Source organism: Pseudomonas brassicacearum, from assembly GCF_003732265.1.
Taxonomy (GTDB): Bacteria; Pseudomonadota; Gammaproteobacteria; order Pseudomonadales; family Pseudomonadaceae; genus Aquipseudomonas; species Aquipseudomonas brassicacearum_D.
In genome coordinates, this window is record NZ_MOBK01000007.1 from 24671 (window position 1) to 50954 (window position 26284).

Annotated in this window: 19 protein-coding genes; 13 read left to right on the forward strand and 6 right to left on the reverse strand. The window is 60.5% G+C overall.

Annotated features, from left to right (window positions below):
• Nucleotides 1-133 precede the first annotated feature (133 nt).
• Entirely contained in the window at nucleotides 134-1510 is a 1377-nt protein-coding gene (locus BK660_RS19455; protein ID WP_123434659.1) for an L-serine ammonia-lyase, read from the reverse strand.
• A 435-nt stretch (nucleotides 1511-1945) separates the two neighbouring features.
• Between BK660_RS19455 and BK660_RS19460 the strand changes: the two genes are divergently transcribed.
• The 3 genes from BK660_RS19460 (at nucleotide 1946) to choV (ending at nucleotide 4980) form a co-directional block, all read left to right on the forward strand.
• Nucleotides 1946-2893 (forward strand): choline ABC transporter substrate-binding protein, encoded by a 948-nt coding sequence (locus BK660_RS19460; protein WP_123434660.1) that lies wholly within the window; start codon nucleotides 1946-1948, stop codon nucleotides 2891-2893.
• Between the two features lie 66 nt (nucleotides 2894-2959).
• Nucleotides 2960-3805 carry a choline ABC transporter permease subunit gene (choW, locus tag BK660_RS19465; protein WP_027926639.1) on the forward strand — a complete coding sequence of 282 codons (846 nt, stop codon included), beginning with the start codon at nucleotides 2960-2962 and terminating at the stop codon, nucleotides 3803-3805.
• Nucleotides 3802-4980: a choline ABC transporter ATP-binding protein gene (choV, locus tag BK660_RS19470; protein ID WP_123434661.1), complete on the forward strand. Its 1179-nt coding sequence runs from the start codon at nucleotides 3802-3804 to the stop codon at nucleotides 4978-4980. Before choW ends, choV begins: the two co-directional genes overlap by 4 nt.
• A gap of 210 nt (nucleotides 4981-5190) precedes the next feature.
• Here the strand turns inward: choV and BK660_RS19475 are convergent, their stop codons facing one another.
• Nucleotides 5191-7140: a BCCT family transporter gene (locus BK660_RS19475; protein WP_259698522.1), complete on the reverse strand. Its 1950-nt coding sequence runs from the start codon at nucleotides 7138-7140 to the stop codon at nucleotides 5191-5193.
• A gap of 380 nt (nucleotides 7141-7520) precedes the next feature.
• Between BK660_RS19475 and betI the strand changes: the two genes are divergently transcribed.
• From betI to yccS, 9 genes are all read left to right on the forward strand, one after another.
• Complete coding sequence (gene betI, locus BK660_RS19480) at nucleotides 7521-8114, forward strand: transcriptional regulator BetI (RefSeq protein ID WP_123434663.1); 594 nt, start codon at nucleotides 7521-7523, stop codon at nucleotides 8112-8114.
• 107 nt (nucleotides 8115-8221) lie between these two features.
• The gene (gene betB, locus BK660_RS19485) at nucleotides 8222-9694 is read left to right on the forward strand and encodes a betaine-aldehyde dehydrogenase (protein ID WP_123434664.1); all 1473 of its coding nucleotides are present in this window, start codon (nucleotides 8222-8224) and stop codon (nucleotides 9692-9694) included.
• A gap of 131 nt (nucleotides 9695-9825) precedes the next feature.
• Complete coding sequence (betA, locus tag BK660_RS19490; RefSeq protein ID WP_123434665.1) at nucleotides 9826-11529, forward strand: choline dehydrogenase; 1704 nt, start codon at nucleotides 9826-9828, stop codon at nucleotides 11527-11529.
• A gap of 267 nt (nucleotides 11530-11796) precedes the next feature.
• On the forward strand, nucleotides 11797-13239 hold the full coding sequence (locus tag BK660_RS19500; RefSeq protein WP_123434667.1) for a TldD/PmbA family protein: 1443 nt from the start codon (nucleotides 11797-11799) through the stop codon (nucleotides 13237-13239).
• Nucleotides 13239-14576: a TldD/PmbA family protein gene (locus BK660_RS19505; RefSeq protein ID WP_123434668.1), complete on the forward strand. Its 1338-nt coding sequence runs from the start codon at nucleotides 13239-13241 to the stop codon at nucleotides 14574-14576. The genes BK660_RS19500 and BK660_RS19505 overlap by 1 nt, the downstream gene beginning before the upstream one ends.
• 171 nt (nucleotides 14577-14747) lie before the next feature.
• On the forward strand, nucleotides 14748-16175 hold the full coding sequence (gene mdtD / locus BK660_RS19515; RefSeq protein ID WP_123434669.1) for a multidrug transporter subunit MdtD: 1428 nt from the start codon (nucleotides 14748-14750) through the stop codon (nucleotides 16173-16175).
• A 57-nt stretch (nucleotides 16176-16232) separates the two neighbouring features.
• Nucleotides 16233-17618, forward strand: coding sequence for an ATP-dependent RNA helicase DbpA (gene dbpA, locus BK660_RS19520; RefSeq protein WP_123434670.1), 1386 nt, complete (start codon nucleotides 16233-16235; stop codon nucleotides 17616-17618).
• Between the two features lie 144 nt (nucleotides 17619-17762).
• Nucleotides 17763-18941, forward strand: coding sequence for a BaiN/RdsA family NAD(P)/FAD-dependent oxidoreductase (locus tag BK660_RS19525; protein ID WP_123434671.1), 1179 nt, complete (start codon nucleotides 17763-17765; stop codon nucleotides 18939-18941).
• A 232-nt stretch (nucleotides 18942-19173) separates the two neighbouring features.
• Entirely contained in the window at nucleotides 19174-21357 is a 2184-nt protein-coding gene (gene yccS / locus BK660_RS19530; protein WP_123434672.1) for a YccS family putative transporter, read from the forward strand.
• Between the two features lie 119 nt (nucleotides 21358-21476).
• On the opposite strand, the gene BK660_RS19535 is transcribed toward yccS, so the two are convergent.
• Entirely contained in the window at nucleotides 21477-22214 is a 738-nt protein-coding gene (locus BK660_RS19535) for a substrate-binding periplasmic protein (protein ID WP_123434673.1), read from the reverse strand.
• Nucleotides 22215-22470: 256 nt separating this feature from the next.
• On the opposite strand from BK660_RS19535, the gene BK660_RS19540 reads away from it, so the two are divergent.
• Nucleotides 22471-22923, forward strand: a complete 453-nt coding sequence (locus BK660_RS19540) for a GNAT family N-acetyltransferase (RefSeq protein WP_123434674.1) — start codon at nucleotides 22471-22473, stop codon at nucleotides 22921-22923.
• A gap of 114 nt (nucleotides 22924-23037) precedes the next feature.
• Here BK660_RS19540 and BK660_RS19545 read toward each other — a convergent pair whose 3' ends face one another.
• From BK660_RS19545 to BK660_RS19555, 3 genes are read right to left on the reverse strand one after another with little or no spacing between them, the layout of a single operon-like run.
• Nucleotides 23038-23334, reverse strand: coding sequence for a winged helix-turn-helix domain-containing protein (locus BK660_RS19545; protein ID WP_123434675.1), 297 nt, complete (start codon nucleotides 23332-23334; stop codon nucleotides 23038-23040).
• 25 nt (nucleotides 23335-23359) lie between these two features.
• The gene (locus BK660_RS19550; RefSeq protein ID WP_123434676.1) at nucleotides 23360-23851 is read right to left on the reverse strand and encodes a M48 metallopeptidase family protein; all 492 of its coding nucleotides are present in this window, start codon (nucleotides 23849-23851) and stop codon (nucleotides 23360-23362) included.
• A gap of 45 nt (nucleotides 23852-23896) precedes the next feature.
• Complete coding sequence (locus tag BK660_RS19555; RefSeq protein WP_123434677.1) at nucleotides 23897-26020, reverse strand: putative bifunctional diguanylate cyclase/phosphodiesterase; 2124 nt, start codon at nucleotides 26018-26020, stop codon at nucleotides 23897-23899.
• Nucleotides 26021-26284 lie beyond the last annotated feature (264 nt).

Here is a 26284-nt window from a genome sequence, read left to right on the forward strand (position 1 = left end):
TTTGACTGGTCTGGCCTCTTCGCGAGCAAGCCCGCTCCCACATTAGATCTCCAGTGAACATGGTTTTGTGTACAGCAGAGATCAAATGTGGGAGCGGGCTTGCTCGCGAAGCAGACAACTCGACCCTACTGATTCAACACTCCACCGCGCTAACCGCCAACCCACCCCGCGATGTCTCTTTATATTTGTCATGCATATCGGCGCCGGTATCGCGCATGGTGCGGATCACCCGGTCCAGCGAGATAAAGTGCTGACCATCCCCACGCAGCGCCATCTGCGCCGCGTTGATCGCTTTCACCGCCGCAATCGCATTGCGCTCGATGCACGGCACTTGCACCAGCCCGCCCACCGGGTCGCAGGTCAGGCCGAGGTTGTGTTCCAGGCCGATTTCCGCCGCATTGCACAACTGCTCCGGCGTTGCACCGAGAATCTCCGCCAGCCCCGCTGCCGCCATCGCGCAGGCCGAACCCACTTCGCCCTGGCAACCGACTTCGGCGCCGGAGATCGAGGCGTTTTTTTTGCACAGAATTCCCACCGCTGCGGCGCTGAGGAAATAGTCGACCACGTTGGCCTCCGTCACCGCCTCGCTGAACTTCATAAAGTAGTGCAACACCGCCGGAATGATCCCCGCCGCGCCGTTGGTCGGCGCCGTGACCATGCGCCCGCCGGCGGCGTTCTCTTCGTTGACCGCCAGGGCGAACAGGTTGACCCACTCCATGGCACTCAAGGTCGAGCCGATCACGTTGGGTTTGCCCAGCTCCTGCAGACTGCGGTGCAACTTCGCCGCACGACGGCGCACATTCAGTCCGCCGGGAAGGATGCCTTCGTGCTTGAGGCCCTGGTCGACGCAATCCTGCATGGCGCGCCACAACTTCATCAGGCCGGCGCGGATTTCTTCTTCGCTGCGCCAGACCTTCTCGTTGGCCATCATCAATTCAGCCACGCGCAGGTTGTGCGTCTGGCACAGGCTCAACAATTCGACGGCGCTGGAGAAATCGTACGGCAACTCGGTGCGGTCCAGATCGACCACGCCGCTGGACGCCTGGGCCTCATCCACGACAAAACCACCGCCGACGGAATAGTAGGTGTCGCGATGTATTTCACCGTGATCGCCTTCGACGATCAGGGTCATGGCATTGGGGTGGAACGGCAGGTTTTCGTCGATCAGGCGCATGTCGCGGGCCCAGACAAAAGGCACCGACAAGCGACCGTCGAGCAACAACGTGTGGGTTTCGCGCAGGGTTTCGATGCGGATGCCGATTTGCGACGGATCGATCGCATCCGGCCACTCGCCCATCAGGCCCATGATCACCGCATTGTCGCTGCCGTGACCGATGCCGGTGGCCGACAACGAACCATAAAGTTGAACTTCGACCCGTCGCACCTGCTCAAGTAGATGCTTGTCCCGTAGCGACTCGACAAACAGCGCGGCGGCCCGCATAGGCCCCACGGTGTGTGAACTGGAAGGGCCGATGCCGATTTTGAACAGGTCGAAAACGCTGATAGCCATTACTGCCGAACTCCTGGATGTGCCGACTCCAGACGCAAAGGCGCCCAGTGGCGGAGCTGCTACGCTCAAGCTGCAATCCGCCGAGATGGCCGCATCATCAGGCTTTTGTCATGTCGTTCGACGTCTCACACCGACGCACTCATGCCCACTAACGCCGCAGGGCGGTGACGCAATGTTTTCGCCGTTTTTTAGCGGATCAGAGGGGGAAAGAGAGCCGAAAAAAGCTGTAAACGACGTCACCGACACTGGATGCGACCATCCCTGTACTGGATACGACGCCCCCTGTAGGCGTCAGATTTTCACTGGTACATGATCGTATCGACTCGATTGCAAGGCGCCGTGGTAGAGCTGTCTCCAAAACGCCATCCAACCGCAACCTATAAGTGCGGTGGTCCAGTCGGAACACTGCCAAAAAAAACACCAAGGAGTCCATCCATGAAAGGTTCCCCGTCGTTGTTGTTGGCCGCCATGCTGAGTCTGCCGTTACTGGCTCAAGCTGCAGAACCCGCTCAGTGCAGTACCGTAAACTTCTCCGATGTCGGCTGGACCGACATTACCGCGACAACCGCTACCACCAGCGTCGTGCTCGACGCCCTCGGCTACAAGACCAAAACCACGATGATTTCCGTGCCGGTGACCTACAAGTCCCTGGCCGACGGCAAGAACATGGACGTCTTCCTGGGTAACTGGATGCCGACCATGGAAAACGACATCAAGGCTTACCGTGATGCCGGCACCGTCGACGTGGTGCGCACCAACCTGACCGGCGCCAAGTACACCCTCGCCGTGCCGCAAGCGCTGTACGACAAAGGGCTGCATGACTTCGCCGACATCGCCAAATTCAAGAAAGAGCTCGACGGCAAGATCTACGGCATTGAACCTGGTAACGACGGTAACCGCCTGATCCAGAGTATGATCGACAAGAACGCCTTCGGCCTTAAAGACGCTGGTTTCAAAGTGGTCGAGTCCAGCGAAGCCGGCATGTTGTCGCAGGTCGATCGCGCGCAGAAGCGCGACACCGCCGTGGTCTTCCTCGGCTGGGCGCCGCACCCGATGAACAAGCGCTTCAAGATCCAGTACCTCACCGGTGGTGACGACTTCTTCGGCCCCGACTTCGGCGCCGCCACCGTGGCAACCAACACCCGCAAGGGTTACACCCAGGAATGCAGCAACGTCGGCCAACTGCTGAAGAACCTGGAATTCAACGTCGACATGGAAAGCTCTCTGATGGGCAACATCCTGGACGACAAGATGAAGCCTGACGCGGCCGCCAAGGCCTGGCTCAAAAAGAATCCACAGGTCCTCGATACCTGGCTCGCTGGCGTGACCACCATTGACGGTAAACCTGGCCTGGAAGCCGTGAAAGCCAAGCTCGCGCAGTAATCGCTTACGCCGGACGGCTTCGGCCGTCCGGGCTGTTTATTTCCTTGCATGCGGACGTTCACTACCATGCTGATTGATCAGAAAATCCCTTTAGGCCAGTACATCGCGGGCTTCGTTGAATGGTTGACGCAACACGGCGCCAACACCTTCGACGCAATCGCCGTGACACTGGAAACGATGATCCACGGCGTGACTTTTGCGCTGACCTGGTTCAACCCGCTGGCATTGATCGGCCTCATCGCGCTACTGGCACACTTCATTCAACGCAAGTGGGGACTGACGGTCTTCGTCATCGCCTCCTTCCTGCTGATCCTCAACTTGGGGTACTGGCAGGAAACCATGGAAACCCTCGCCCAGGTGCTGTTCGCCACCCTGGTCTGCGTGGTCATCGGCGTGCCGTTGGGCATCGTCGCCGCGCACAAACCGATGTTCTACACACTGATGCGTCCGGTGCTCGATCTGATGCAGACCGTACCGACGTTCGTGTACCTCATTCCTACCCTGACCCTCTTCGGTCTGGGTGTGGTCCCGGGCTTGATCTCGACGGTAGTGTTCGCGATTGCCGCGCCTATCCGCCTGACCTACCTGGGCATTCGCGATGTTCCGGAAGAATTGATGGACGCTGGCAAGGCCTTTGGCTGCTCGCGACGTCAACTGCTCTCACGGATTGAATTGCCCCACGCCATGCCAAGCATCGCGGCCGGCATTACCCAGTGCATCATGCTGTCGCTGTCGATGGTGGTGATCGCGGCACTGGTAGGCGCCGACGGCCTGGGCAAACCCGTGGTCAACGCACTGAACACTGCTGATATCGCCCTGGGCTTCGAAGCGGGCCTGGCGATCGTATTGCTGGCGATCATGCTCGACCGTATCTGCAAACAACCCGACGCCAAAGTAGGGGGTGACGCATGAGCATTATTCGCTTCGATAACGTCGACGTAATCTTCTCCAAAGATCCACGCGAGGCACTCAAGCTGCTGGATCAAGGCATGACCCGTAACGAGATCCTGAAAAAGACCGGGCAGATCGTTGGTGTGGAAAAGGCCAGCCTGGACGTCGAAAAAGGTGAAATCTGCGTACTGATGGGCCTGTCCGGCTCCGGCAAGTCCAGCCTGCTGCGCTGCATCAACGGCCTCAACACCGTCAGCCGTGGCAAGCTGTTTGTCGAGCACGAAGGCAAGCAGATCGACATCGCCTCGTGCACCCCGGCAGAACTGAAAATGATGCGCACCAAGCGCATTGCGATGGTGTTTCAGAAGTTCGCCCTGATGCCTTGGTTAACCGTTCGTGAAAACATCAGTTTCGGCCTGGAGATGCAGGGTCGTCCCGAGAAGGAACGCCGCAAACTGGTGGACGACAAGCTTGAGCTGGTGGGCCTGACCCAATGGCGCAACAAGAAACCCAACGAGCTGTCCGGTGGTATGCAGCAACGTGTGGGCCTGGCCCGCGCCCTGGCGATGGACGCCGACATCCTGCTGATGGACGAACCGTTCTCGGCACTCGACCCGCTGATCCGCCAAGGCCTGCAAGACGAATTGCTGGAACTGCAACGCAAGCTGAGCAAGACCATCGTATTCGTGAGCCACGACCTCGATGAAGCCCTGAAGCTCGGCAGCCGCATCGCGATCATGAAAGACGGTAGGATCATCCAGTACAGCAAGCCGGAAGAAATCGTGCTGAACCCGGCGGATGACTACGTGCGGACCTTCGTCGCGCACACTAACCCGCTGAACGTGTTGTGCGGCCGCAGCCTGATGCGCACGCTGGACAACTGCAAGCGCATCAACGGTTCGGTGTGCCTCGATCCGGGCGGCGATTCGTGGCTGGACCTGGCTGAAGGCAACACCATCAAGGGCGCCCGCCAGAACGGCGCGAGCCTGGACCTGCAGAACTGGATTCCAGGGCAAGCGGTGGAAGGTCTGGGGCGTCGGCCGACGCTGGTGGACTCGAACATCGGCATGCGCGATGCGCTGCAGATTCGTTACCAGACAGGCAACAAACTGGTGTTGCACGACAACAACAAAGTGGTCGGGATTCTCGGGGACAGCGAGTTGTATCACGCGCTGCTCGGCAAGAATCTGGGGTAAGGCAACAGACACAAAAACGCCGCGAGAGGATCGCGGCGTTTTTGTTTATCGGAATATCGGGGGCAGCAGTTGTGAAGCTGATGGCCCCTTCGCGAGCAAGCCCGCTCCCACATTTGATCTGCGTCGTTCACAAATCCAATGTGGGAGCGGGCTTGCTCGCGAAGAAGATAACGCGGTGTTTCAGACTGAAACACCGCGTTCAATCAAGACCTAGCTATAGACACGGCCAAGGAGTTGCCGATGGCTTTCAAACTGATCGAGCACGTCACGGGTGATCTGATCCTGGGTGAAGCCCATCAAGTCGTAATCCTGGCTACCGTTGTGCAGGTACACCTCGGCGCGGTAGTAGCGTGCGCGCGGTTCATCAGCGCTTTCCGCAGACGCGGTGTCACTCGCCGCCGCCAGATAGCCGTCCAGGCTCACTTCGTAGACAAAAGGGTTGCCCTCTTCCATCTCGATCCGCACGCCCATGCAGCGCTTCGACTTGCCCAGCAATGTCTGCACATCCAGACCCTGACCACGCAATTGCACCGCCGCATCTTCCAGCGCCGGGCTGACTTGCTTGTCCATGAAACGCTGAACAATCGACTGGTTCGGTTGCAGGTCCAGCTGAGTCAGACGCTCGCTGAAACCACGACGACCACGCGCCGCCAACTCCGCTTGCTCCTGCTCGATCTGCACGTCCTGGCGCATGGCCTTGTGCAAGCCGAACATGAAGAACACCAGCACCACCGAGAACGGCAGACCGGCCAGCACCACCATGGTTTGCATGGCTTCGAAGTTACCGGCGAACAGCAGGCCGATGGTCACCAGCGTGATCACCGCCGACCAGAAGATCCGCAGCCAGTGCGGCGCATCTTCGTCGACATTGCCGCCCTTGCACGAAAGGTTGGCCATCATCACCGCGCCGGAATCCGCCGGGGTCAGGAACAGCACGAAACCGACAAAGATCGACACGCCGATCACAACCTTCGACGCCGGGTAATGCTCAAGCAACTGGTAGATCGCCATCGACGGCTGTTCGAGCGCCGTCTTCCCGAGCTCCACCGCCCCATGGTTCATCACCAGGTCCAGGGCCGAGTTACCGAAGATCGACAGCCACGCCAGAGTGAAGCCCAGCGGAATCAGCAGCACGCCAGCCACCAGTTCACGCACCGTGCGACCACGGGAAATACGCGCGATGAACATGCCCACGAATGGCGCCCAGGAAATCCACCAGGCCCAGTAGAACAGGGTCCACAGCCCCAACCAGCGATCGGACTTCTCACTGTCGCCTTCGTACACATACAGGTCGAAGGTCTTCAGCACCACGCCGTTCAGGTAATCCCCGATGTTCTGCACGAAGCCGTTGAGCAGGTGCAGTGTCGGGCCGAACAGCAGGACGAAAATCAGCAAACCGCTGAACAGCACGATGTTCAGGTTGGACAGACGGCGAATACCGTTTTCCACACCGGACACGGCAGCGATGGTCGCCACGGTGCTCATCACGATGATCACGATCAGCAGGTTGGTGTTGCTGTGTTCCATGCCGAACAGGTTTTCGAGGCCCGAGGACACTTGCAGCGAACCAATCCCCAGGTTCGTCACCAGACCCAGCAGGGTCACGAACATGCCAAAGCCATCCACCGCATGACCAGCCGCGCCTTTGACCCAGCGCTCGCCCACCAGCGGGTACAACGCAGAACGCAACGCGAGCGGCTGGTTGTGACGGTAGGCAAAGTAGGCAACGGCCAGACCGACCAATGCGTAGATCGCCCAGCCATGCAGGCCCCAGTGCAGGAACGTCAGCTGAACGGCCTGACGGGCGGCCATGTTGCTGGCGGCCACGCCTTCGGGCGGATTGAAGTAGTGGTCCAGCGGTTCGGAAGCACCGAAGTACAGCAGCGAGATGCCGATACCCGACGAGAACAGCATCCCCGCCCAGGCGCCGTAGCTGAAGTCCGGGGTGTCGTCCTTGCTGCCCAGTTTCAGTTTGCCGTAGGACGAAAACGCCAGGCCCACCACAAACACCAGGTACGCGGCGATCACCACCATGTAGTACCAGCCGAAGCTGCGGGACAACCAGGCCTGGGCAATACCGAGCAATCTGCCGGCCTCTTGCGGGGCGATGATCAGAATGGCGGTCAACAACAGGATCAGCGCGGTAGAGGTGTAGAACACCCAACCGTTGACCGTCACCTTATCGGGTGGGGTCTTTATAAGAGAGGCAGAACTCATGGCACAGATGCTCCAGGCAGTGCGAGAGAAGAACACAAGGCAACGCGTTACCCGACCAATCGGTTAGTGGGCAGCCGACCGGCGGGTGATATAAAGACACCCCGAAAAAAGCCCGAAACCCCGGGAGCGCCAGAGCGCGTGGGTTTCGAGCAATTTCGGAAGTCGTTTTTTCCGCCACTGCGCGTAGGAAAAACCTGTAGGCAGCGACGATTTGTCGCAGATCTTATTCTTTGTTGATTGAACGTTCAATCAAAACAAAATAGACTGGCCCTCAATCCGGTAGCCGTTTGACGTCCACCGGAAGGCCTAAGGAGATGTGCAAGATGCCCAAGGTCGGTATGCAACCCATCCGCCGCCAGCAACTGATCGAAGCCACATTGCTGGCCGTCGATCAAGTCGGCATGGGGGACGCCAGCATTGCGCTGATCGCCCGTTTGGCCGGTGTCTCGAATGGCATCATCAGTCATTACTTTCAGGACAAGAACGGTCTGATCGCCGCCACGATGCGGTACCTGATGAGTGTCCTCAGCGAGAACGTCACCCTGCGCCGCCAAGCGCTGACAGATGAAAGCCCACGGGCACATCTGCAGGTGATCATCGAAGGCAACTTCGACGCCAGCCAGGTCAATGGACCGGCAATGAAAACCTGGCTGGCCTTCTGGGCCACCAGCATGCACCAGCCGTCTTTGCACAGGTTGCAGCGGATCAACGATCACCGTCTGTATTCCAACCTGTGTTGCCAGTTCCGCCGTGTATTGCCGCTCGATGATGCGCGCAGTGCGGCCCGCGGCCTGGCGGCTCTCATTGACGGTTTGTGGTTGCGCGGCGCGTTGTCGGGAGATGCTTTCGACACCGAGCAGGCGCAACAGATCGCTTACGAATACATGGATTTCCAACTGGCCAAGCGGGTGAGTTAGAGCACACACAGAACGCTCAACCCCCGAACCGCCACTGACCAGCGTGCCAGCGCAACACGGCACGTCCAGTGGTCAACGCCAACCACTTATGCACTTGCGAGGACTTTATGGCCCGTTTCGAACTGCAAAAACTCTACATCGATGGCGGTTACTCCGACGCCAGCAGCGACGCCACTTTCGAAGCCATCAACCCGGCTAACGGTGAAGTCCTCGCAACCGTACAACGCGCGACCAAAGAAGACGTTGAACGCGCGGTGGTCAGCGCCGAAAAGGGCCAGAAGGTCTGGGCCGCGATGACCGCGATGGAGCGTTCGCGCATCCTGCGTCGAGCCGTCGACATCCTGCGCGAGCGCAACGATGAACTGGCCGCCCTGGAAACCCTGGACACCGGCAAGTCGTTTTCCGAAACCAAGTACGTCGACATCGTCACCGGCGCTGACGTGCTGGAGTACTACGCAGGTCTGGTCCCGGCCATCGAAGGCGAGCAGATTCCCCTGCGCACCACCTCGTTCGTCTACACCCGTCGCGAGCCGTTGGGCGTCGTCGCCGGTATCGGCGCGTGGAACTACCCGATCCAGATCGCCCTGTGGAAATCCGCACCGGCCCTGGCGGCCGGTAACGCGATGATCTTCAAGCCAAGCGAAGTCACGTCCCTGACCACGCTGAAACTGGCCGAGATCTACACCGAAGCAGGCTTGCCAGCCGGCGTGTTCAACGTACTGACCGGCAGCGGCCGTGAAGTCGGCACCTGGTTGACCGAGCACCCACGCATCGAAAAAATCTCCTTCACCGGCGGCACCGACACTGGCAAGAAAGTCATGGCCAGCGCCTCTGCCTCGTCACTGAAAGACGTGACCATGGAACTGGGCGGCAAATCCCCGCTGATCATTTTCGACGACGCCGACCTCGATCGCGCCGCCGACACCGCGATGATGGCCAACTTCTACAGCTCCGGCCAGGTCTGCACCAACGGTACTCGCGTGTTCGTACCGAGCCACCTGAAAGCTACGTTCGAAGCCAAGATCGTTGAGCGCGTTGCGCGCATCCGCGTCGGCAACCCGGAAGACGAGAACACCAACTTCGGTCCTCTGGTCAGCTTCGCCCACATGGAAAGCGTGCTGGGCTACATCGCCAAAGGCAAGGAAGAAGGCGCTCGCGTGCTGTGCGGCGGCGGTCGTCTGACCGATGGCGAATTCGCCAAAGGCGCATTCGTGGCCCCGACCGTGTTCACCGACTGCACCGACGAGATGACCATCGTGCGCGAAGAAATCTTCGGCCCGGTGATGGCAATCCTGACTTACGAAACCGAAGAAGAAGTGATCCGTCGTGCCAACGACACCGACTTCGGCCTGGCCGCTGGTGTTGTCACCAAGGACCTGAACCGCGCTCACCGCGTGATTCATCAACTGGAAGCCGGTATCTGCTGGATCAACGCCTGGGGCGAGTCCGACGCGAAGATGCCGGTCGGCGGCTACAAGCAGTCGGGTGTGGGTCGTGAGAACGGGATCAGCTCTCTCAATAACTTCACCCGCATCAAGTCCGTGCAAGTCGAACTGGGTGAGTACGTTTCGGTATTTTGATTAGCTGATCCAGCTACAAGCGGCAAGCTTCAAGCTGCAAGTAAAAGCAGTTTGGTTTGCCGCTCCATCTCAACACCGCTCGCTGCTCTCTTGCAGCTTGAAGCTTGCAGCTTGAAACTCCCGGAGGGCCTATGTCCCAAGAATTCGATTACATCATCATCGGTGCCGGCTCGGCCGGTAACACCCTGGCGACCCGTCTGACTGAAGACGAAGGCGTCACCGTCCTGCTGCTCGAAGCCGGCGGCCCGGACTACCGTTTCGACTTCCGCACGCAGATGCCGGCCGCCCTGGCGTTCCCGCTGCAAGGCCGTCGCTACAACTGGGCGTACGAAACCGATCCAGAGCCACACATGGACGGTCGCCGGATGGAATGCGGTCGCGGCAAGGGCCTCGGTGGTTCCTCGCTGATCAACGGCATGTGCTACATCCGCGGCAACGCAATGGACTACGACAACTGGGCCAAGCTGCCAGGTCTGGAAGACTGGGATTACCTGAACTGCCTGCCGTATTTCCGCAAAGCCGAAACCCGCGACATCGGCCCGAACGATTACCACGGCGGCGAAGGTCCGGTCAGCGTGACCACGCCGAAAGCCGGCAACAACCCACTGTTCCACGCCATGGTTGAAGCCGGCGTGCAAGCCGGTTACCCGCGCACCGAAGACCTCAACGGTTACCAGCAAGAAGGCTTCGGCCCGATGGACCGCACCGTGACGCCGAACGGCCGTCGCGCCAGCACCGCTCGCGGTTACCTGGACGTCGCCAAGAAGCGTTCGACCCTGACCATCGTCACCCACGCCCTCACCGACAAGATCCTGTTCGAAGGCAAGCGTGCGGTCGGCGTGCGTTACCTGATCGGCGCCGCTGAAGAGCGCGTTGAAGCCCGCGCCCGCAAAGAAGTGCTGCTGTGCTCCGGCGCCATCGCCTCGCCGCAGATTCTGCAACGCTCCGGTGTCGGCCCGGCCGAACTGCTGAACAAGCTCGACATCCCGGTGGTCCACGACCTGCCAGGCGTCGGCGAAAACCTGCAGGATCACCTTGAGCTGTACCTGCAATACGCCTGCACCCAACCGGTTTCGCTGTACCCGTCGCTGCTCTGGTACAACCAGCCGGCCATCGGTGCCGAATGGCTGTTCAACGGCACCGGTATCGGCGCCAGCAACCAGTTCGAAGCCGGCGGTTTCATTCGCACCCGTGAAGAATTCGATTGGCCGAACATCCAGTACCACTTCCTGCCGGTCGCGATTAACTACAACGGCAGCAACGGCGTGAAAGAGCACGGCTTCCAGGCGCACATGGGTTCCATGCGTTCGCCGAGCCGGGGTCGCATTCAAGCGAAGTCGAAAGACCCGCGCGAATACCCGAGCATCCTCTTCAACTACATGGCCACCGAGCAGGACTGGCAGGAATTCCGCGACGGCATTCGCCTGACCCGCGAAATCATGCAGCAGCCTGCGCTGGACGCTTTCCGTGGCCGCGAAATCAGCCCGGGCATCGACGTGCAAACCGATGAACAGCTCGACAAGTTCATCCGCGAACACGCCGAAACCGCGTTCCACCCGTCCTGCTCGTGCAAGATGGGCACCGACGAAATGGCCGTGGTTGATGGCGAAGGCCGCGTGCATGGCATGCAAGGTCTGCGTGTGGTCGATGCCTCGATCATGCCGATCATCACCACCGGGAACCTGAACGCGCCGACGATCATGATCGCCGAGAAAATCGCCGACAAGATCCGTGGTCGCCAGCCGCTGCCGCGCAGCAAGGCTGCCTACTTCGTGGCCGGTGATGCACCGGTGCGGGGCAAGCCGTTGCGGGAAGTGAGCCTGACCGCGCAGTAAGACAGTTACACCGCGGTGCTGCCTTCGCGAGCAAGCCCGCTCCCACATTTGACCGAGTCGCCAGATAACGACGCGGTCAAATGTGGGAGCGGGCTTGCTCGCGAAGGGGCCCTACAAAACACCACACATCTCTCAGCATTCCTTTTCCTACACCGATCCAAGCTTGATCCTACCCCCCGCGCAGGCCTAATCTAGCGCCACGCAAACGTTTCACCTCCCCCTTCGCAACACCGCTACACCGCCACTCCATTCCAAGGAGGTTCCCGAATGTTCGATTTCCACCCCCAGCTCAAGCAGCGCTTCGCTGCCTTGCGCACGGGCGCTGAATTCTTTTCGCTGCGTTATGTGCGCGAGTCCGGCCAATACCTGTCGGTGCGCAAGAATGTCGCCGAACCTCCCAGCCTGAGCCGTGATGAAGGCGCGATGCTGACCGTACGGGTCAACGGCGTCGAAGCCTACGCCGCGACCAACGACCTGTCGCAACAAGGCCTGCAATCGGCACTGGACCGCGCCGAACAACAAGCCCGCCGACTCAAGCCCCACGCGTTGCTCGACCTGCGCGACCAGGCCGTTTCCAGCGACCGCGCCGACTATTTTTCGCCGAATCTCGACCAGCCCTTCCCATCCTTGAGCGACTGCTACCAATTGCTCGGCGCCGAATCCGCGTCCGTACCCAAGGACGAGCGGCTGGTGAACTGGCAGGTCAGCATCGGCATCACCAACGTCGAGCAGATCTACCTCAACAGCGCCGGCGCCGTACTGCGCCAGGCCCAACGTTTTGTCTACCCGGGCCTCGACGTCACAGCCTATGACGGCAGCGACAGCCAGACCCGCAGCCTGGGCCGCGAGAACTTCGGCCAGCAGGGTGGCGCCGATGTGATCAGCCGTTGCGGCTTGATCGGTGCCGGCCCGCAAGTCGCCGATCAGGCGCTGCAATTGCTGCTGGCGCCGAACACCCCGCAAGGCCCGCGCGACCTGCTGCTGATGCCCGACCAGATGATGCTGCAAATCCACGAATCCATCGGTCACCCGCTGGAACTGGACCGCATCCTCGGTGATGAGCGCAATTACGCCGGCACCAGTTTCGTCAAGGCAGAAGACTTCGGTCACCTGCAATACGGCTCGGAACTGCTCAACGTAACCTTCGACCCGGACATCCCGGAGCAGCTCGCCAGCTACGGCCATGACGATGACGGCACGGCCGCGAGCAAGCAATTTCTGATCAAGGAAGGCTTGTTGCTGCGCCCATTGGGCGGGGCGCTGTCGCAATTCCGCGCCGGCATGAACGGTGTCGCCAACAGCCGCGCCTGCGGCTGGAACCGTCCGCCGATCGACCGCATGGCCAACCTCAATATCGAGCCTGGCGATCAACCGCTGGCGCAACTGATCGGCAACATCGAGCACGGCATCATGATGTCGACCAACCGATCCTGGTCCATCGACGATGCGCGCAACAAGTTCCAGTTCGGTTGCGAATGGGCGCAGTTGATCGAAAACGGCGAACTCAAGGGCGTGGTGAAAAACCCCAACTACCGGGCGATTTCCGCGCAGTTCTGGAAAAGCCTCAGCGCCGTCGGCGACGCCAATACCGTCAAGGTCCTGGGCACGCCGAACTGCGGTAAGGGCGAACCGAACCAGGTGATCCGCGTCGGCCATGCGTCGCCGGCCTGTGTGTTCAGCAACGTGGATGTGTTTGGGGGAGACGCCTGATGAGCACTTCAAAAAATCAGGTCGATGGCTTCAAGGCCTTGGTCAACTGGCTGCGCGACGCCATTCGCGAGCCGGAACAATTCACCCTCAGCTACGCCGCCGAGTCATCGGCCTTCGTGCGCTTCAACCACGCCAAGGTGCGCCAGGCCGGGCAGGTACAGCAAGCGAGCATCGGCCTCAAGCTGATCAACGATGGCCGGCATGCCGACCTCGACATCACGCTGGCCGGCGACCCGGAAGTGGACCTGCAGCGTCTGGCCGAAGGCCTGCAACAGTTGCGCGACACCCTGCCATTGCTGCCGCAGGATCCGTACCTGCTGCTCAACCACAACGGCTGGCAGAGCCAGAATGTGCAGGACCATCCGTTGCCAGACACCGAGCAGGTGGTGGCCGAAATCACACAGGCTGCCGAGGGGCTGGACCTGGTGGGTTTCTATGCGGCGGGCCCGATCAGTCGTGGTTTCGCCAGTTCCTCGGGTGCGTTTGGCTGGCATCAGGCCAACAGCTTCAACTTCGACTTCAGCCTGTTTCACGACAATGGCCAAGCGGTGAAAGCCAGCTACGCCGGGCATGACTGGAGCAGCGAAGGCTTTGCCAAGCGCTTCGCCCTGGCGCGCGAGCAATTGGCGTTTCTTGGTCGGCCGTTGCGCACGCTGGCACCGGGTCAGTACCGCGCTTACCTCGCACCGGCAGCCCTTGAGGAAATCATGGGCATGCTCGGCTGGGGAGGATTTTCAGCGCAGTCGATTGCCAGCAAAACCAGCCCGCTGCAAAAGCTTTATGCAGGGGACAGTGCGTTCAGCCCGCAGGTGTCCATTGATGAAAAAGTCAGCGGCTCGTTGAGTCCGGCATTCTCCGGCGAAGGTTATCCCCGCAGTGATCTGGGGTTGATCGTCGAAGGCAAGGCCGGCGCGCAAATGGTCAGCTCACGAAGCGCGGCCGAATACGGCTTGACCGCCAACGGGGCTGGCGGCGGTGAAATGCCAAGTGCATTGAACATGGCGGCCGGGACGTTGCCTGAAGCCGAGATCCTCAAGCAACTGGGCACTGGGTTGTACATCAGTAATCTCTGGTACCTGAATTACTCCGACCAACCGGGGGCACGCATGACCGGCATGACGCGGTTTGCGACGTTCTGGGTCGAGAACGGTGAGATTCAGGCACCGGTCAGCACCATGCGCTTTGATGACAGCGCCTACAGCTTGCTGGGTTCGCAGTTGGAAGCGTTGACCGAGGAGCGCGAGTTGTTGCTGTCAGCGAGTACCTACAGCCAACGGGCGACGGCTTCGGCGTTATTGCCGGGTGCGCTCATCAGCAAACTCACCTTGACCCTGTAAACACAAAACTCCAGCAAACAGGGGACCCTGTGGGAGCGGGCTTGCCCGCGAAGGCGGTGTGTCAGTCAACATTGATGCTCAAGCTGATGGCCTCTTCGCGGGCAAGCCCGCTCCCACAGGGATTGCAATCCTCCGCTACATTGCATTAACACTTCTCCCGCAAGAGGTCCCATGCCCAACCGCCCGCCTCTCGACGCTGTCACCGCCCGCTGGGTGCCGTGGGTCGTCGCCATTGCGTTTTTCATGCAGTCCCTCGACGGCACCATCCTCAATACCGCCCTGCCGGCCATGGCCCGGGACCTGGCGGAAGACCCGTTGCGCATGCAGGGCGTGATCATCGCCTACATGCTCACCGTTGCCTTGCTGATCCCCGCCTCCGGCTGGATTGCCGACCGTTTCGGCACCAGGAAAATCTTCTTCGGCGCGATTCTTCTGTTCAGCCTCGGCTCATTGCTCTGCGCCTTGTCGACCAGCCTGAGCCTGCTGATCGGTGCACGGATCATTCAGGGCCTGGGCGGCGCGTTGATGTTGCCGGTCGGGCGCCTCGTGGTGCTGCGCGCCTACCCCCGTTCGGAATTGGTGCGGATCATGGGCTTCATCACCATCCCCGGCCTCCTCGGCCCCTTGATCGGCCCGACCATGGGCGGCTGGATGGTCGAATACCTGACCTGGCACTGGATCTTCCTGATCAACCTGCCTGTCGGGTTGGTCGGCTGCTACGCCGTGTGGAAATTCATCCCCGACCTGCGCGGCACCGAGCGCACCCGTTTCGATAGCCTGGGGTTCGTGCTGTTCGGCGCGGCGATGATTCTGATCACCGTCGCCATGGAAGGCCTGGGCGAACTGCACTTGCCCCACCTGCGTGTGATGCTGCTGCTGTTCGCCGGCATGGCCTGCCTCGCGGCGTACTGGTTGCGCGCCGGGCATACTGAAAACCCGCTGTTCGCGCCGTCGCTGTTCAAGACCCGGACTTTCGCCGTGGGCATCCTCGGCAACCTGTTCGCCCGCCTCGGCAGCGGCGCCCTGCCCTTCCTCGTGCCGTTGCTGCTGCAAGTGGCGCTGGGTTATTCGCCGTCTCAGGCGGGGATGAGCATGCTGCCGCTGGCCGCGGCGGCGATGATTGCCAAGTGGGTGGCGCGGCCGCTGATCGAACGCCTGGGTTACCGCATCGTGCTGACCGGCAACACCCTGGCGCTGGGCATCATGCTCGCGAGCATGGGCCTGGTCAGCGAACAGACGCCGTACTGGCTGCTGCTGTGCCTGCTGGCGATTCTCGGGGCGATCAACTCGCTGCAATTTACCGCGATGAACACCGTCACCCTGATCGACCTCGACGACGCCAGCGCCAGCAGCGGCAACAGCCTGCTGTCGGTGGTCGCGCAATTGTCCCTGAGCCTGGGCGTTGCCTGCGCCGGTGCGTTGCTCGGCGGCTTTACCGCCGAGATCGGCAACGATGGCGTGGAGACGGTGTTGGGCGCGTTCCAGTTGACGTTTGTCACGGTCGGAATCATGGCCATGCTGGCCGCGACGATCTTTTCCCAGCTCTCAAAGGAAGACGGACGGCGCGTCAAACGTCCGGAAGAACACATCGAGCCTTAGGGCGAATGGCCCCGGGACTGATACACTGCGCGACATTTTGTTTTGCAGGCCAGTCCCGTGACCACCATTGCCACCGCTTTTAATACTTTGCCGCTGTCCGCCGCCATGCTGGCTAACCTCGACTCCCTCGGTTATGCCCAGATGACGCCGATCCAGGCGCAAAGCTTGCCGGTGATCCTCAAGGGGATGGACCTGATCGCCCAGGCCAAGACCGGCAGCGGCAAGACCGCCGCCTTCGGTATCGGCCTGCTGAACCCGATCAATCCGCGCTTCTTCGGTTGCCAGGCACTGGTCATCTGCCCGACTCGCGAGCTCGCGGACCAGGTTGCCAAGGAACTCCGTCGTCTGGCCCGCGCCGAAGACAACATCAAGATCCTGACCTTGTGCGGTGGCGTGTCCTTCGGTCCGCAGATCGGCTCGCTGGAACACGGCGCGCACATCATCGTTGGCACCCCGGGTCGCATCCAGCAGCACCTGCGCAAAGGTTCGCTGGTCCTCCACGGCCTGAACACGCTGATCCTCGACGAAGCTGACCGCATGCTCGACATGGGTTTCTACGACTCCATCGAAGAAATCATCGCCCAGACCCCGGAGCGTCGCCAGACCTTGCTGTTCTCGGCCACGTACCCGTCGGGCATCAAGCAGCTCGCCGCTAAGTTCATGCGTAACCCTCAGATTGTGAAGGCCGAGGCGTTCCATGACGACACGCAGATCGAGCAGCGCTTCTACGAAATTTCCCCAGAAGAGCGCATGAGCGTCGTGACCAAGGTTCTGGGCCACTTCCGCCCGGCGTCCTGCGTTGCCTTCTGCTACACCAAGCAACAGGTTCAGGAAACCGTCGATCACCTGACCGCCAAAGGCATCTCCGCCGTCGGCCTGCATGGCGATCTGGAACAGCGTGACCGTGACCAGGTGCTGGCGATGTTCGCCAACCGCAGTACTTCGGTCCTGGTGGCCACCGATGTCGCCGCTCGCGGTCTGGACATCGACTCGCTGGACATGGTGATCAACGTCGAACTGGCCCGTGATTCGGAAATTCACATCCACCGTGTCGGCCGTACCGGCCGCGCTGGCGAGAAAGGTATTGCGATCAGCCTGGTTGCACCGCCCGAAGCGCAGCGCGCCCAAGCCATCGAACACCTCCAGCAGACGCCGTTGACCTGGGATCTGGTGGACAACCTGACGTCCCAGGGCGGTGGCCCGCTGCTGCCGGTCATGAGCACGTTGTGCATCGGCGCAGGCCGTAAAGACAAGGTTCGTCCGGGCGACATCCTCGGCGCACTGACCGGTGATGCGGGCATTCCGGGCGCCCAGGTCGGCAAGATCGCGATTTTCGACTTCCAGGCGTATGTGGCCGTGGAACGCGGGATCGCCAAGCAAGCCTTGCAGCGCCTGAACGACGGCAAGATCAAAGGCCGTTCACTGCGCGTTCGCATCCTGTAAGAACGCCGCGGCCCCCTGTGGGAGCTGGCCTGCCAGCGATGGCATCGACTCGGTCAGACTGGTAACCGCGTCGATGCCATCGCCGGCAGGCCAGCTCCCACATTTGATTGCATTCCAGATCAGCTCTTGTGTGAGGACACCGTTTTGCGCTCTACCGAAGTCGTGATCATTGGCGCTGGCGCCGCAGGGTTGATGTGTGCGCTGACCGCCGCCGGGCGTGGGCGCGAGGTGATGTTGCTCGACCATGCGAACAAGGCTGGCAAGAAAATCCTGATGTCGGGCGGTGGCCGCTGCAATTTCACCAACATGTACACCGAACCTGGCAATTTTCTCTCGCAGAACGAACACTTCTGCAAATCCGCACTGGCGCGCTACACCCAGTGGGATTTCATCGGCATGGTCGCCAAACACGGCGTGCCGTACCACGAGAAGAAGCTCGGGCAATTGTTCTGCGATAACAAATCCAGCGACATCCTCGAAATGCTGCTCAACGAGTGCGATCAGGTCGGCGTGAGCCTGCACCTGGACACCTCGATCCAGACCATCGAAAAACTCGAAAGCGGTTACCTGCTGGACACCACGATGGGCCAGATCACCTGCGAATCGCTGGTCATCGCCACGGGCGGACTGTCAATTCCGACCCTGGGCGCCACCGGTTTCGGTTATCAGGTCGCCAAGCAATTCGGTCATGAACTGCTGCCGACCCGCGCTGGCCTCGTGCCGTTCACCATCACCGATCAGTTGAAAGAGCTTTGCACCGAGCTGTCCGGCACGTCGGTGGATTGCCTGGTGAGCTGCAACGAACAGAGTTTCCGCGAAAACATCCTGTTCACTCATCGTGGCCTCAGCGGCCCGGCGATTTTGCAGATTTCTTCGTTCTGGGAATCTGGCGACACGGTCGAGATCAACCTGATGCCGGACCACAACGCGCATGAGTGGCTGCAACAGCAGCAGGCCGAACGCCCGAACAGCGAACTGAAAACCCTGCTGGGGGAAATCTTCACCAAAAAGATGGCCAACCTGCTGGCGGATAACTGGTTCGTGTCCAAACCGATGAAGCAATACACCCACGCGGAAATCGCCGACATCGCCGAAAAACTGGCGAGCTGGAAAGTGGTGCCGGCCGGTACCGAAGGCTATCGCACGGCGGAAGTGACCCTGGGCGGCGTCGACACCCACGAAGTGTCGTCCAAGACCATGGAATCGCTGAAAAGCCCTGGCCTGTACTTCATCGGCGAAGTGCTCGACGTGACCGGTCACCTCGGTGGTTTCAACTTCCAGTGGGCCTGGGCTTCCGGCTACGCCGCTGCGCAGTACGCCTGATCAATGGGTGTACACAAATAAAATGTGGGAGCGGGCTTGCTCGCGAATGCAATCTGTCAGTCGCCATAGATATTGACTGACACGCCGCTTTCGCGAGCAAGCCCGCTCCCACATGGGTGACGTGGTGACCGGTAAAGGAACAGATTTTGCTGTCAGATGTGATCGACGCCATTGCGTCGGCGTCATTACTGGCTCAATTTAGCGTCATTGCCTCGGAAGGCCCTCGCACTTCATGTCATCGACTCCTCTCAGTCAGTCTCTGCGTCGCCTCTGGGCACTGGATAAATTCAGCTACAGCGTGCGGGTGTTCATCGCCCTGACCGGCAGCATGGCGGTCTGTTGGTATCAGGATGAAATGGGCCTGCTGATCCCGTTGTTCCTGGGGATCATCGCCAGCGCCCTGGCCGAAACCGACGACAGTTGGCAGGGCCGCCTCAATGCGCTCGCCGTGACGCTGGTGTGCTTCAGCGTCGCCGCCTTCTCCGTCGAGTTGCTGTTCCCCTACCCCTACATCTTCATCGTTGCCCTGGCCCTCGCCAGTTTCGGCCTGACCATGCTCGGCGCCCTCGGCGAACGCTATGGCGCCATTGCCTCGGCGACGCTGATTCTGTCGGTCTACACCATGATCGGCGTGGACCAGCGCGGCGGCGCGGTCACCGATTTCTGGCACGAACCGGTGCTGCTGGTGGCCGGTGCGGCCTGGTACGGTTTGCTGTCGGTGTTGTGGCAGGCGATGTTTTCCAATCAGCCGGTGCAACAAAGCCTGGCGCGGTTGTTCCGTGAGTTGGGGTTCTACCTGAAGCTGAAATCGTCGCTGTTCGAGCCGATCCGGCAGATGGACGTCGAAGCGCGGCGCCTGGAACTGGCCCAGCAAAACGGCCGAGTGGTGGCCGCGTTGAACGCGGCCAAGGAAATCATTTTGCACCGGGTCGGCAACGGACGGCCGGGCTCGAAAGTCAGCCGCTACCTGAAACTGTACTTCCTCGCCCAGGACATCCACGAGCGCGCCAGTTCGTCGCATTACCCCTATAACGCACTCGCCGAGGCGTTTTTCCACAGCGACGTGCTGTTCCGCTGTCAGCGCCTGCTGCGTCAGCAAGGCAAGGCGTGCCGCGCCCTGGCCGAGTCGATCCAGATGCGTCAGCCGTTTGTCTACGACGCCAGCTTCGCCGAAGCCCTGGGCGACCTTAATGCCTCCATCGAACACCTGCGCATCCAGAGCAACCCGGCCTGGCGCGGCCTGTTGCGCTCGCTGCGGGCACTCACGGCCAACCTCTCGACACTCGACCGCTTGCTCAGCGACGCGAGCAACCCGGACGCCCTGGCCGATGCCACCGACAGCAGCCTGCTCGACCGTTCGCCGCGCAGTCTCAAAGATGTGTGGATGCGCTTGCGCACGCAACTGACGCCGACATCGCTGCTGTTCCGCCATGCACTGCGTTTGCCCCTGGCGCTGAGCATCGGCTACGGCATGGTGCATTTGATTCACCCGTCGCAAGGCTACTGGATCATCCTGACCACGCTGTTCGTGTGCCAGCCGAACTACGGCGCCACCCGACGCAAACTCGGCCAGCGGATCATCGGCACGGCGATCGGTCTGACCCTGGCCTGGGCACTGTTCGATCTGTTCCCGAATCCATTGATCCAGTCGTGTTTTGCGATTGCCGCCGGCGTGGTGTTCTTTATCAACCGCACCACCCGCTACACCTTGGCCACGGCCGCGATCACCTTGATGGTGCTGTTCTGTTTCAACCAGGTCGGCGACGGTTACGGGCTGTTCCTGCCGCGACTGCTCGATACCTTGCTCGGCAGCCTGATCGCCGGGCTGGCGGTGTTCCTGTTCCTCCCGGACTGGCAGGGTCGACGCCTGAACAAAGTGCTGGCCAACACCCTGACCTGCAACAGCATTTACCTGCGCCAGATCATGCAGCAATACGCCGCCGGCAAAAGCGACGACCTGGCCTATCGCCTGGCTCGACGCAACGCGCACAACGCCGATGCGGCGCTGTCGACGACGCTGGCCAACATGCTCATGGAGCCTGGGCACTTCCGGAAAGAGGCGGATGTCGGGTTTCGTTTTCTGGTGCTGTCGCACACCTTGCTCAGCTATCTGTCCGGGCTGGGCGCGCACCGTGAAACGGCGCTACCCGCGGATGTACGCGAACAACTGATCGAGGGTGCCGGCGTGAGCCTGGCGGCGAGCATCGACGAGATCGCCCAAGGCCTGGCGAGCAAAACGCCGGTGGCGATTCAGAGTGATGAAGAAGAGGCTCTGGCCAATTCGCTTGAGCAGATGCCGGATGAAATCGATGAAGGGCAGCGGCTGGTGCAGACGCAGTTGGCGTTGATCTGTCGGCAACTGGGACCGTTGCGGACGTTGGCGGCGCATTTGATCAAAGACACCAGTGAGGATTGAGATTTGCGGGGGGCTGGGCCGGCCTCTTCGCGAGCAGGCTCGCTCCCACATTGATCTATGGCGTGACACAAATCCCCTGTGGGAGCAAGCCTGCTCGCGAAGAGGCCATCAGCCACACCTCACATCCCATGCTGCTTCATCAACCGCTCATAACTGCCATCCGCCTTCATCTCGGCAATCTCCCGGTCAAACCCGGCGACGATCTGCTCATGCTGCGGGTTCTTCAAACTGACCAATATATGCAGGCTGTTCTCGCTCAACGGCTTGGGCAGAAACTCCACCGCATTGCGCACTTTGGAGGATTCACGCGCCAGGTAATAACGGGCGACGTATTCATCTTCCAGCGTCAACTTGACCCGGTCCGCCGCGACCATGCGCACCGCCATCGAAAAGTTATGCACCGGGACTTTCTGCAGTGATGCGTCGTCATCGAACTCCGGCGAATAGGCGTAGCCGCGCACGATCGCAATCGGATAGGTGTGCAGTTGCTGCAAGTTGTTGTATTCGATGGGCGCATCTTTGCGTTTCAGAAAGCGCACCCGATTCAGCAGGTATTCGCCGGAGAACTGGCCCAGTTTGGTCCGATCATTGGTGAACCAGGCGTTGACCAGCACGTCATAACGCCCCTCGCCTACGCCCAATAACGCTCGGGCCCAGGGCACCTGCTCGAAATCACTGGCATAGCCTGCGCGTGCCAGCGCGGTCGTGACGATGTCCGTCGCCAATCCGCCGTTGATCAGCGTGGCGTCGGTAAAGGGTGGCCAGGCGTCGGCGACCAGACGCAGCTTTTCCGCTGCCGCGCCCTGTGACAGCAACAGCAATACGATCAAAGCGCAAGCTCGATGCAATCGCGGCATGCTAGAAAATCCTTAGCGGGCGGTAAACCCGACGTGTTTTTCAGCCCAAACTCCAAGACCCGTGTACCGGCAGCCAGTACTCAACATTAGCTCATTGAAGCGATTGCACAGCGCGTCATCGAAGATTACACAAAGAAGATGGCACCGCGCGAAATGAATGATGGCATTTTGGCCTTTGTCACAGATTTCCCCGCCATAAAGACAATGATCCTCAGGACGCTTAGTATCGGAGCGACGACGTTCAAGGAAAGTGAAAATGACAATTGACTGGATCTGCAAACACCACAGCGACTTGGGCAAGGAACAGCTTTACGCCATTCTGCAACTGCGCGCCGAGGTGTTCGTCGTCGAGCAGAAATGCGTCTATCAAGACATCGATGGCCAGGACCTGGAAGGTGACACCTGCCATTTGATGGCATGGGACGAGAACCGACTGGTGGGTTACCTGCGATTGCTCGATCCGCAGTTGCAGGGAGGTGACGTGGTGATTGGCCGGGTGATCGTTGCCCCTGCGGCCCGTGGCGCCGGGATTGGGCATGAGCTGATGGCGCAGGCGTTGAAGCAGGCTGAAAAGCACTGGCCAGACATGCCGGTTTATCTGTCGGCCCAGGCGCATTTGCAGGGGTATTACGGGAAGTACGGGTTTGTGGTGGCGGGTGAGGAGTATGTCGAGGATGGTATTCCGCATATCGGGATGCGTCGGCTTTAAGGGCCTCTTCGCGAGCAAGCCCGCTCCCACATTTAACCGAGCTCTTCCAGGAGAATACGGTCGAATGTGGGAGCGGGCTTGCTCGCGAAGGCGTCAGCTGTCACACCGCAGGAGCTAGGGATACTCAAGCACCGCTTTGATCTGCCGCAAATTCCGCTCGATCCACCCTCGATCAATCGCCCCCCACTCTCGAATCCGATAACGCCCCGCATGATTGCGCGCGCCTTCTTCCTGCTCGAACTCGCAAATGATGTCCAGGTCCGCCAACGCCGCAATCGTGTCCTGCGCCGTGCGCCGGGGCATGCCGGTGACTTCGGTCAAGGCCGGGACGCTGCTCGCCAGCCCGCTGTCGATCAGGTACGCCACGTATAACCGGCGATAGAAACTGCTCTTGGTCTTGCTGACTTCCATTCAAACACTCCCGGCCGTTGATCCGTTATTGCATGTCTCGCCAGGTCAGGTACACCCGCAGGTCAAATTCCACCTGGTGATAGCCCGGCAGCATGTGTTCGCAGAGTTTGTAGAACGCCTTGTTGTGATCCGACTCTTTAAAGTGCGCCAGCTCATGCACCACGATCATTTTCAGAAACTCGGAAGGCGCTTCCTTGAACAGCGAGGCCACACGGATTTCTTTCTTGGCCTTGAGCTTGCCGCCCTGCACCCGCGAGATCGTGGTGTGCAAGCCAAGGGCGCGATGCGTGAGGTCCAGACGGTTGTCGAACAGCACTTTGTCGATGGCCGGAGCATTGCGCAGGTATTCCTGCTTGAGGTCCAGCGCGTAGGTGTACAGCGCCTTGTCGCTCTGCACGCCGTGCTTTTCCGGGTAGCGCTGGGTCAGGTACTCGCCCAGCCGATCGTCGGCGATCAGCTGGCGCACTTGATCCTGCAATGCAGCAGGATAGGCCTGGAGGTATTTCAACGCGGTCATTGGGGCGGCAACACGAATCACGAAAAGGTCGCCAGTGTAGCGAATTCAACTGTTCAGTGCGCTCCAGTCGAACGGCCGCACAAAGTCGCCGACGTCCTCGGCCATCATCGGCCGCGCCACCAGAAAACCCTGCACGTACTCACAGCCATTCGCTTGCAGCCATTGGTACTGGGCAACGGTTTCCACCCCTTCGGCAATCACCAGCATTCCATATTGCTTGCACAGGTCGATCACCGTGCGCACCAGCGCCGCATCCCTTGAGGACTCGGGTAGCCGGGCGATCACATGCCGGTCGAGCTTGAGCGTGTCCAGTTCCAGGTCCCGCAGATGCGCCAGCGAGCAGGGCCCGGAACCAAAGTCATCGAGTGCCACCCGCACCCCAAGATTGCGCAGTAGACGCAGAGTCTTATGGGTTTCTTCCGGGTTTTGCATCAACGCTTCTTCCGTCACTTCGACTTCCAGATGCCGCGGTTGCAGGCCATGTCGCTCCAGCACTTGGCGCAATTCGGTGACCAGGTTGGGCATGCCGAACTGGGTGCTGCTCAAACTGACGCCAAGTACCAGGTCCTCGGCAAACAGGGTTTCCCAGGCCTTGCGCTGCCCGGCCCCACGCTGGTAAATCCAGCTGCCCAGCCGACTGATCAGCCGCGCCTCTTCCAGCAACGGCAAAAACAGCCCCGGCGGGACGTCGCCGACACTCGGGTGCTGCCAACGCAACAACGCCTCGAACCCACGGATCTGCCCGTTGGCGATGGACACTTGAGGTTGGTACACCAGATTGAAATCACGGTTTTCGATGGCCGTGCGCACGCTCTCTTCGAGCATCAGCCGCGAGCGCGCCCGGCCGTTCATTTCGTGATCGTAGAAACGATACTGCTGACGGCCCGCGCGCTTGGCTTCGTACATCGCAATGTCTGCGGCGCGCAACAAACCGTCGAGGTTGGCCCCGCAATCCGGAAACGTCGCAATCCCGATGCTGGCGCCCAAGGTGATTTCCAGGCCATCAATCTGCTGACAGATCGATACCCGCTCGATGAGTTTTTCCGCAATCTTCGCCGCCTGCTCGGGAAACTCCAGGTCCAGCAGTGCCGTAAATTCATCGCCACCCATGCGCGCCAGAATGTCGAACGGCCGCAAGCAGGCCTTCAACTGCTCGGACACCCAGCGCAGCACGCGGTCGCCAGCATCGTGACCGAGGGAGTCATTGACCCGCTTGAAACCGTCGAGGTCCAGGTACAGCAGCACCCAGGCGCTGTCGGTGCGTTCACCGCGCAGCAACAGGTTTTCAACGGTCTGGTAGAAACCTCGGCGATTGAGCAGGCCGGTCAATGGATCGGTCACGGCCTGGAATTCCAGTTGCTGGTGCAGGTGGCGGACCACCGACATGTCCAGCACCGTCACCACCATCGCGTGCTGCTCTGCAGGCAATGGCGCGCACGACAGCGCCACCGGCACCTGCTGACCCGGCGCGGTACGCAACAGCGCATCATGCAGGCGCAAGGTTTCGCCGCGCTGGTAACCGGTATAAATCTCGGACTCCAGCCACACCGGGATGTGCGGTTTTTGCAGGAAGTCCAGGAAATCCTTGCCTTGCAGCTCCTGCACCGTGGCATTCAGCAGTCGCGACATCGCCGGGTTGGCAAAACGGATCACCCCGCCCTCACTCACCACCAGAATGCCTTCGGCCGCGTTCTCCAGCACCGAGGCATTAAACGCGCGCGCGACTTCCAGGTCGTGGCTCAGGCGCTGCAGCGCCCGGCGACTGCGTTGATGCTCCAGCAGGGCCTGGACTTTTGGCTTGAGAATTTGCGGGTCGAACGGTTTAAACAGGTAATCCACCGCACCACTGGCGTAGCCCTTGATCACGGCGTCCTGGGACTGTTCGTTGGCGGTGAGGAAAATGATCGGTGTGAGGCGGGTTCGCTGACTGCCGCGCATCAGGCGCGCGACTTCAAAACCGTCCATGCCCGGCATCTGCACATCGAGCAACACCAGGTCGACATCGTGTTCGAGCAAAAGGTTTAGCGCTTCAAAGCCGGAGGCGGCGGTCATCACCTGCCAGTCCTGGCGCTGGAGCAAAGCGCGCATGCTGATCAGGTTTTCAGGGTAGTCATCGACGATTAAAAGGATCGAGTTGCCTTCGGCTGGCGTGGGTTGCGCGCATTCCATGCTGCTTCTCTTGTTCGGGGACGTCAGGCCGATTTCTCGTGAAAACCGGACAAATACTAGGCCTTCACTCTAGACCGGGATACACAAAAGCAGAAGCCATCAGAGCGCCATCATTTAACTAACACGTTCATTTGCCGACTAACGGTCGGTCCTGAGAGCCCCGAAAACCGGGAAAGATGGCATTTCGACAGGACGTTGACGCCAAATCTCCGCCGGATGGGCATTAACAAAGTGGCCTCGTACGCTTATAAAGGCCGCCCCCCG

Excerpts from the sequence above, each read along its gene's own strand:
- mdtD (WP_123434669.1), top strand. The coding sequence starts at position 14,748 with ATGCCCAACCGCCCGCCTCTCGACGCTGTCACCGCCCGCTGGGTGCCG.
- BK660_RS19545 (WP_123434675.1), bottom strand. The coding sequence starts at position 23,334 with ATGGAAGTCAGCAAGACCAAGAGCAGTTTCTATCGCCGGTTATACGTG.
- BK660_RS19460 (WP_123434660.1), top strand. The coding sequence starts at position 1,946 with ATGAAAGGTTCCCCGTCGTTGTTGTTGGCCGCCATGCTGAGTCTGCCG.
- BK660_RS19500 (WP_123434667.1), top strand. The coding sequence starts at position 11,797 with ATGTTCGATTTCCACCCCCAGCTCAAGCAGCGCTTCGCTGCCTTGCGC.
- BK660_RS19540 (WP_123434674.1), top strand. The coding sequence starts at position 22,471 with ATGACAATTGACTGGATCTGCAAACACCACAGCGACTTGGGCAAGGAA.
- betI (WP_123434663.1), top strand. The coding sequence starts at position 7,521 with ATGCCCAAGGTCGGTATGCAACCCATCCGCCGCCAGCAACTGATCGAA.
- BK660_RS19535 (WP_123434673.1), bottom strand. The coding sequence starts at position 22,214 with ATGCCGCGATTGCATCGAGCTTGCGCTTTGATCGTATTGCTGTTGCTG.
- choV (WP_123434661.1), top strand. The coding sequence starts at position 3,802 with ATGAGCATTATTCGCTTCGATAACGTCGACGTAATCTTCTCCAAAGAT.
- BK660_RS19555 (WP_123434677.1), bottom strand. The coding sequence starts at position 26,020 with ATGGAATGCGCGCAACCCACGCCAGCCGAAGGCAACTCGATCCTTTTA.
- BK660_RS19550 (WP_123434676.1), bottom strand. The coding sequence starts at position 23,851 with ATGACCGCGTTGAAATACCTCCAGGCCTATCCTGCTGCATTGCAGGAT.
- BK660_RS19455 (WP_123434659.1), bottom strand. The coding sequence starts at position 1,510 with ATGGCTATCAGCGTTTTCGACCTGTTCAAAATCGGCATCGGCCCTTCC.
- betB (WP_123434664.1), top strand. The coding sequence starts at position 8,222 with ATGGCCCGTTTCGAACTGCAAAAACTCTACATCGATGGCGGTTACTCC.
- betA (WP_123434665.1), top strand. The coding sequence starts at position 9,826 with ATGTCCCAAGAATTCGATTACATCATCATCGGTGCCGGCTCGGCCGGT.
- yccS (WP_123434672.1), top strand. The coding sequence starts at position 19,174 with ATGTCATCGACTCCTCTCAGTCAGTCTCTGCGTCGCCTCTGGGCACTG.
- choW (WP_027926639.1), top strand. The coding sequence starts at position 2,960 with ATGCTGATTGATCAGAAAATCCCTTTAGGCCAGTACATCGCGGGCTTC.
- BK660_RS19505 (WP_123434668.1), top strand. The coding sequence starts at position 13,239 with ATGAGCACTTCAAAAAATCAGGTCGATGGCTTCAAGGCCTTGGTCAAC.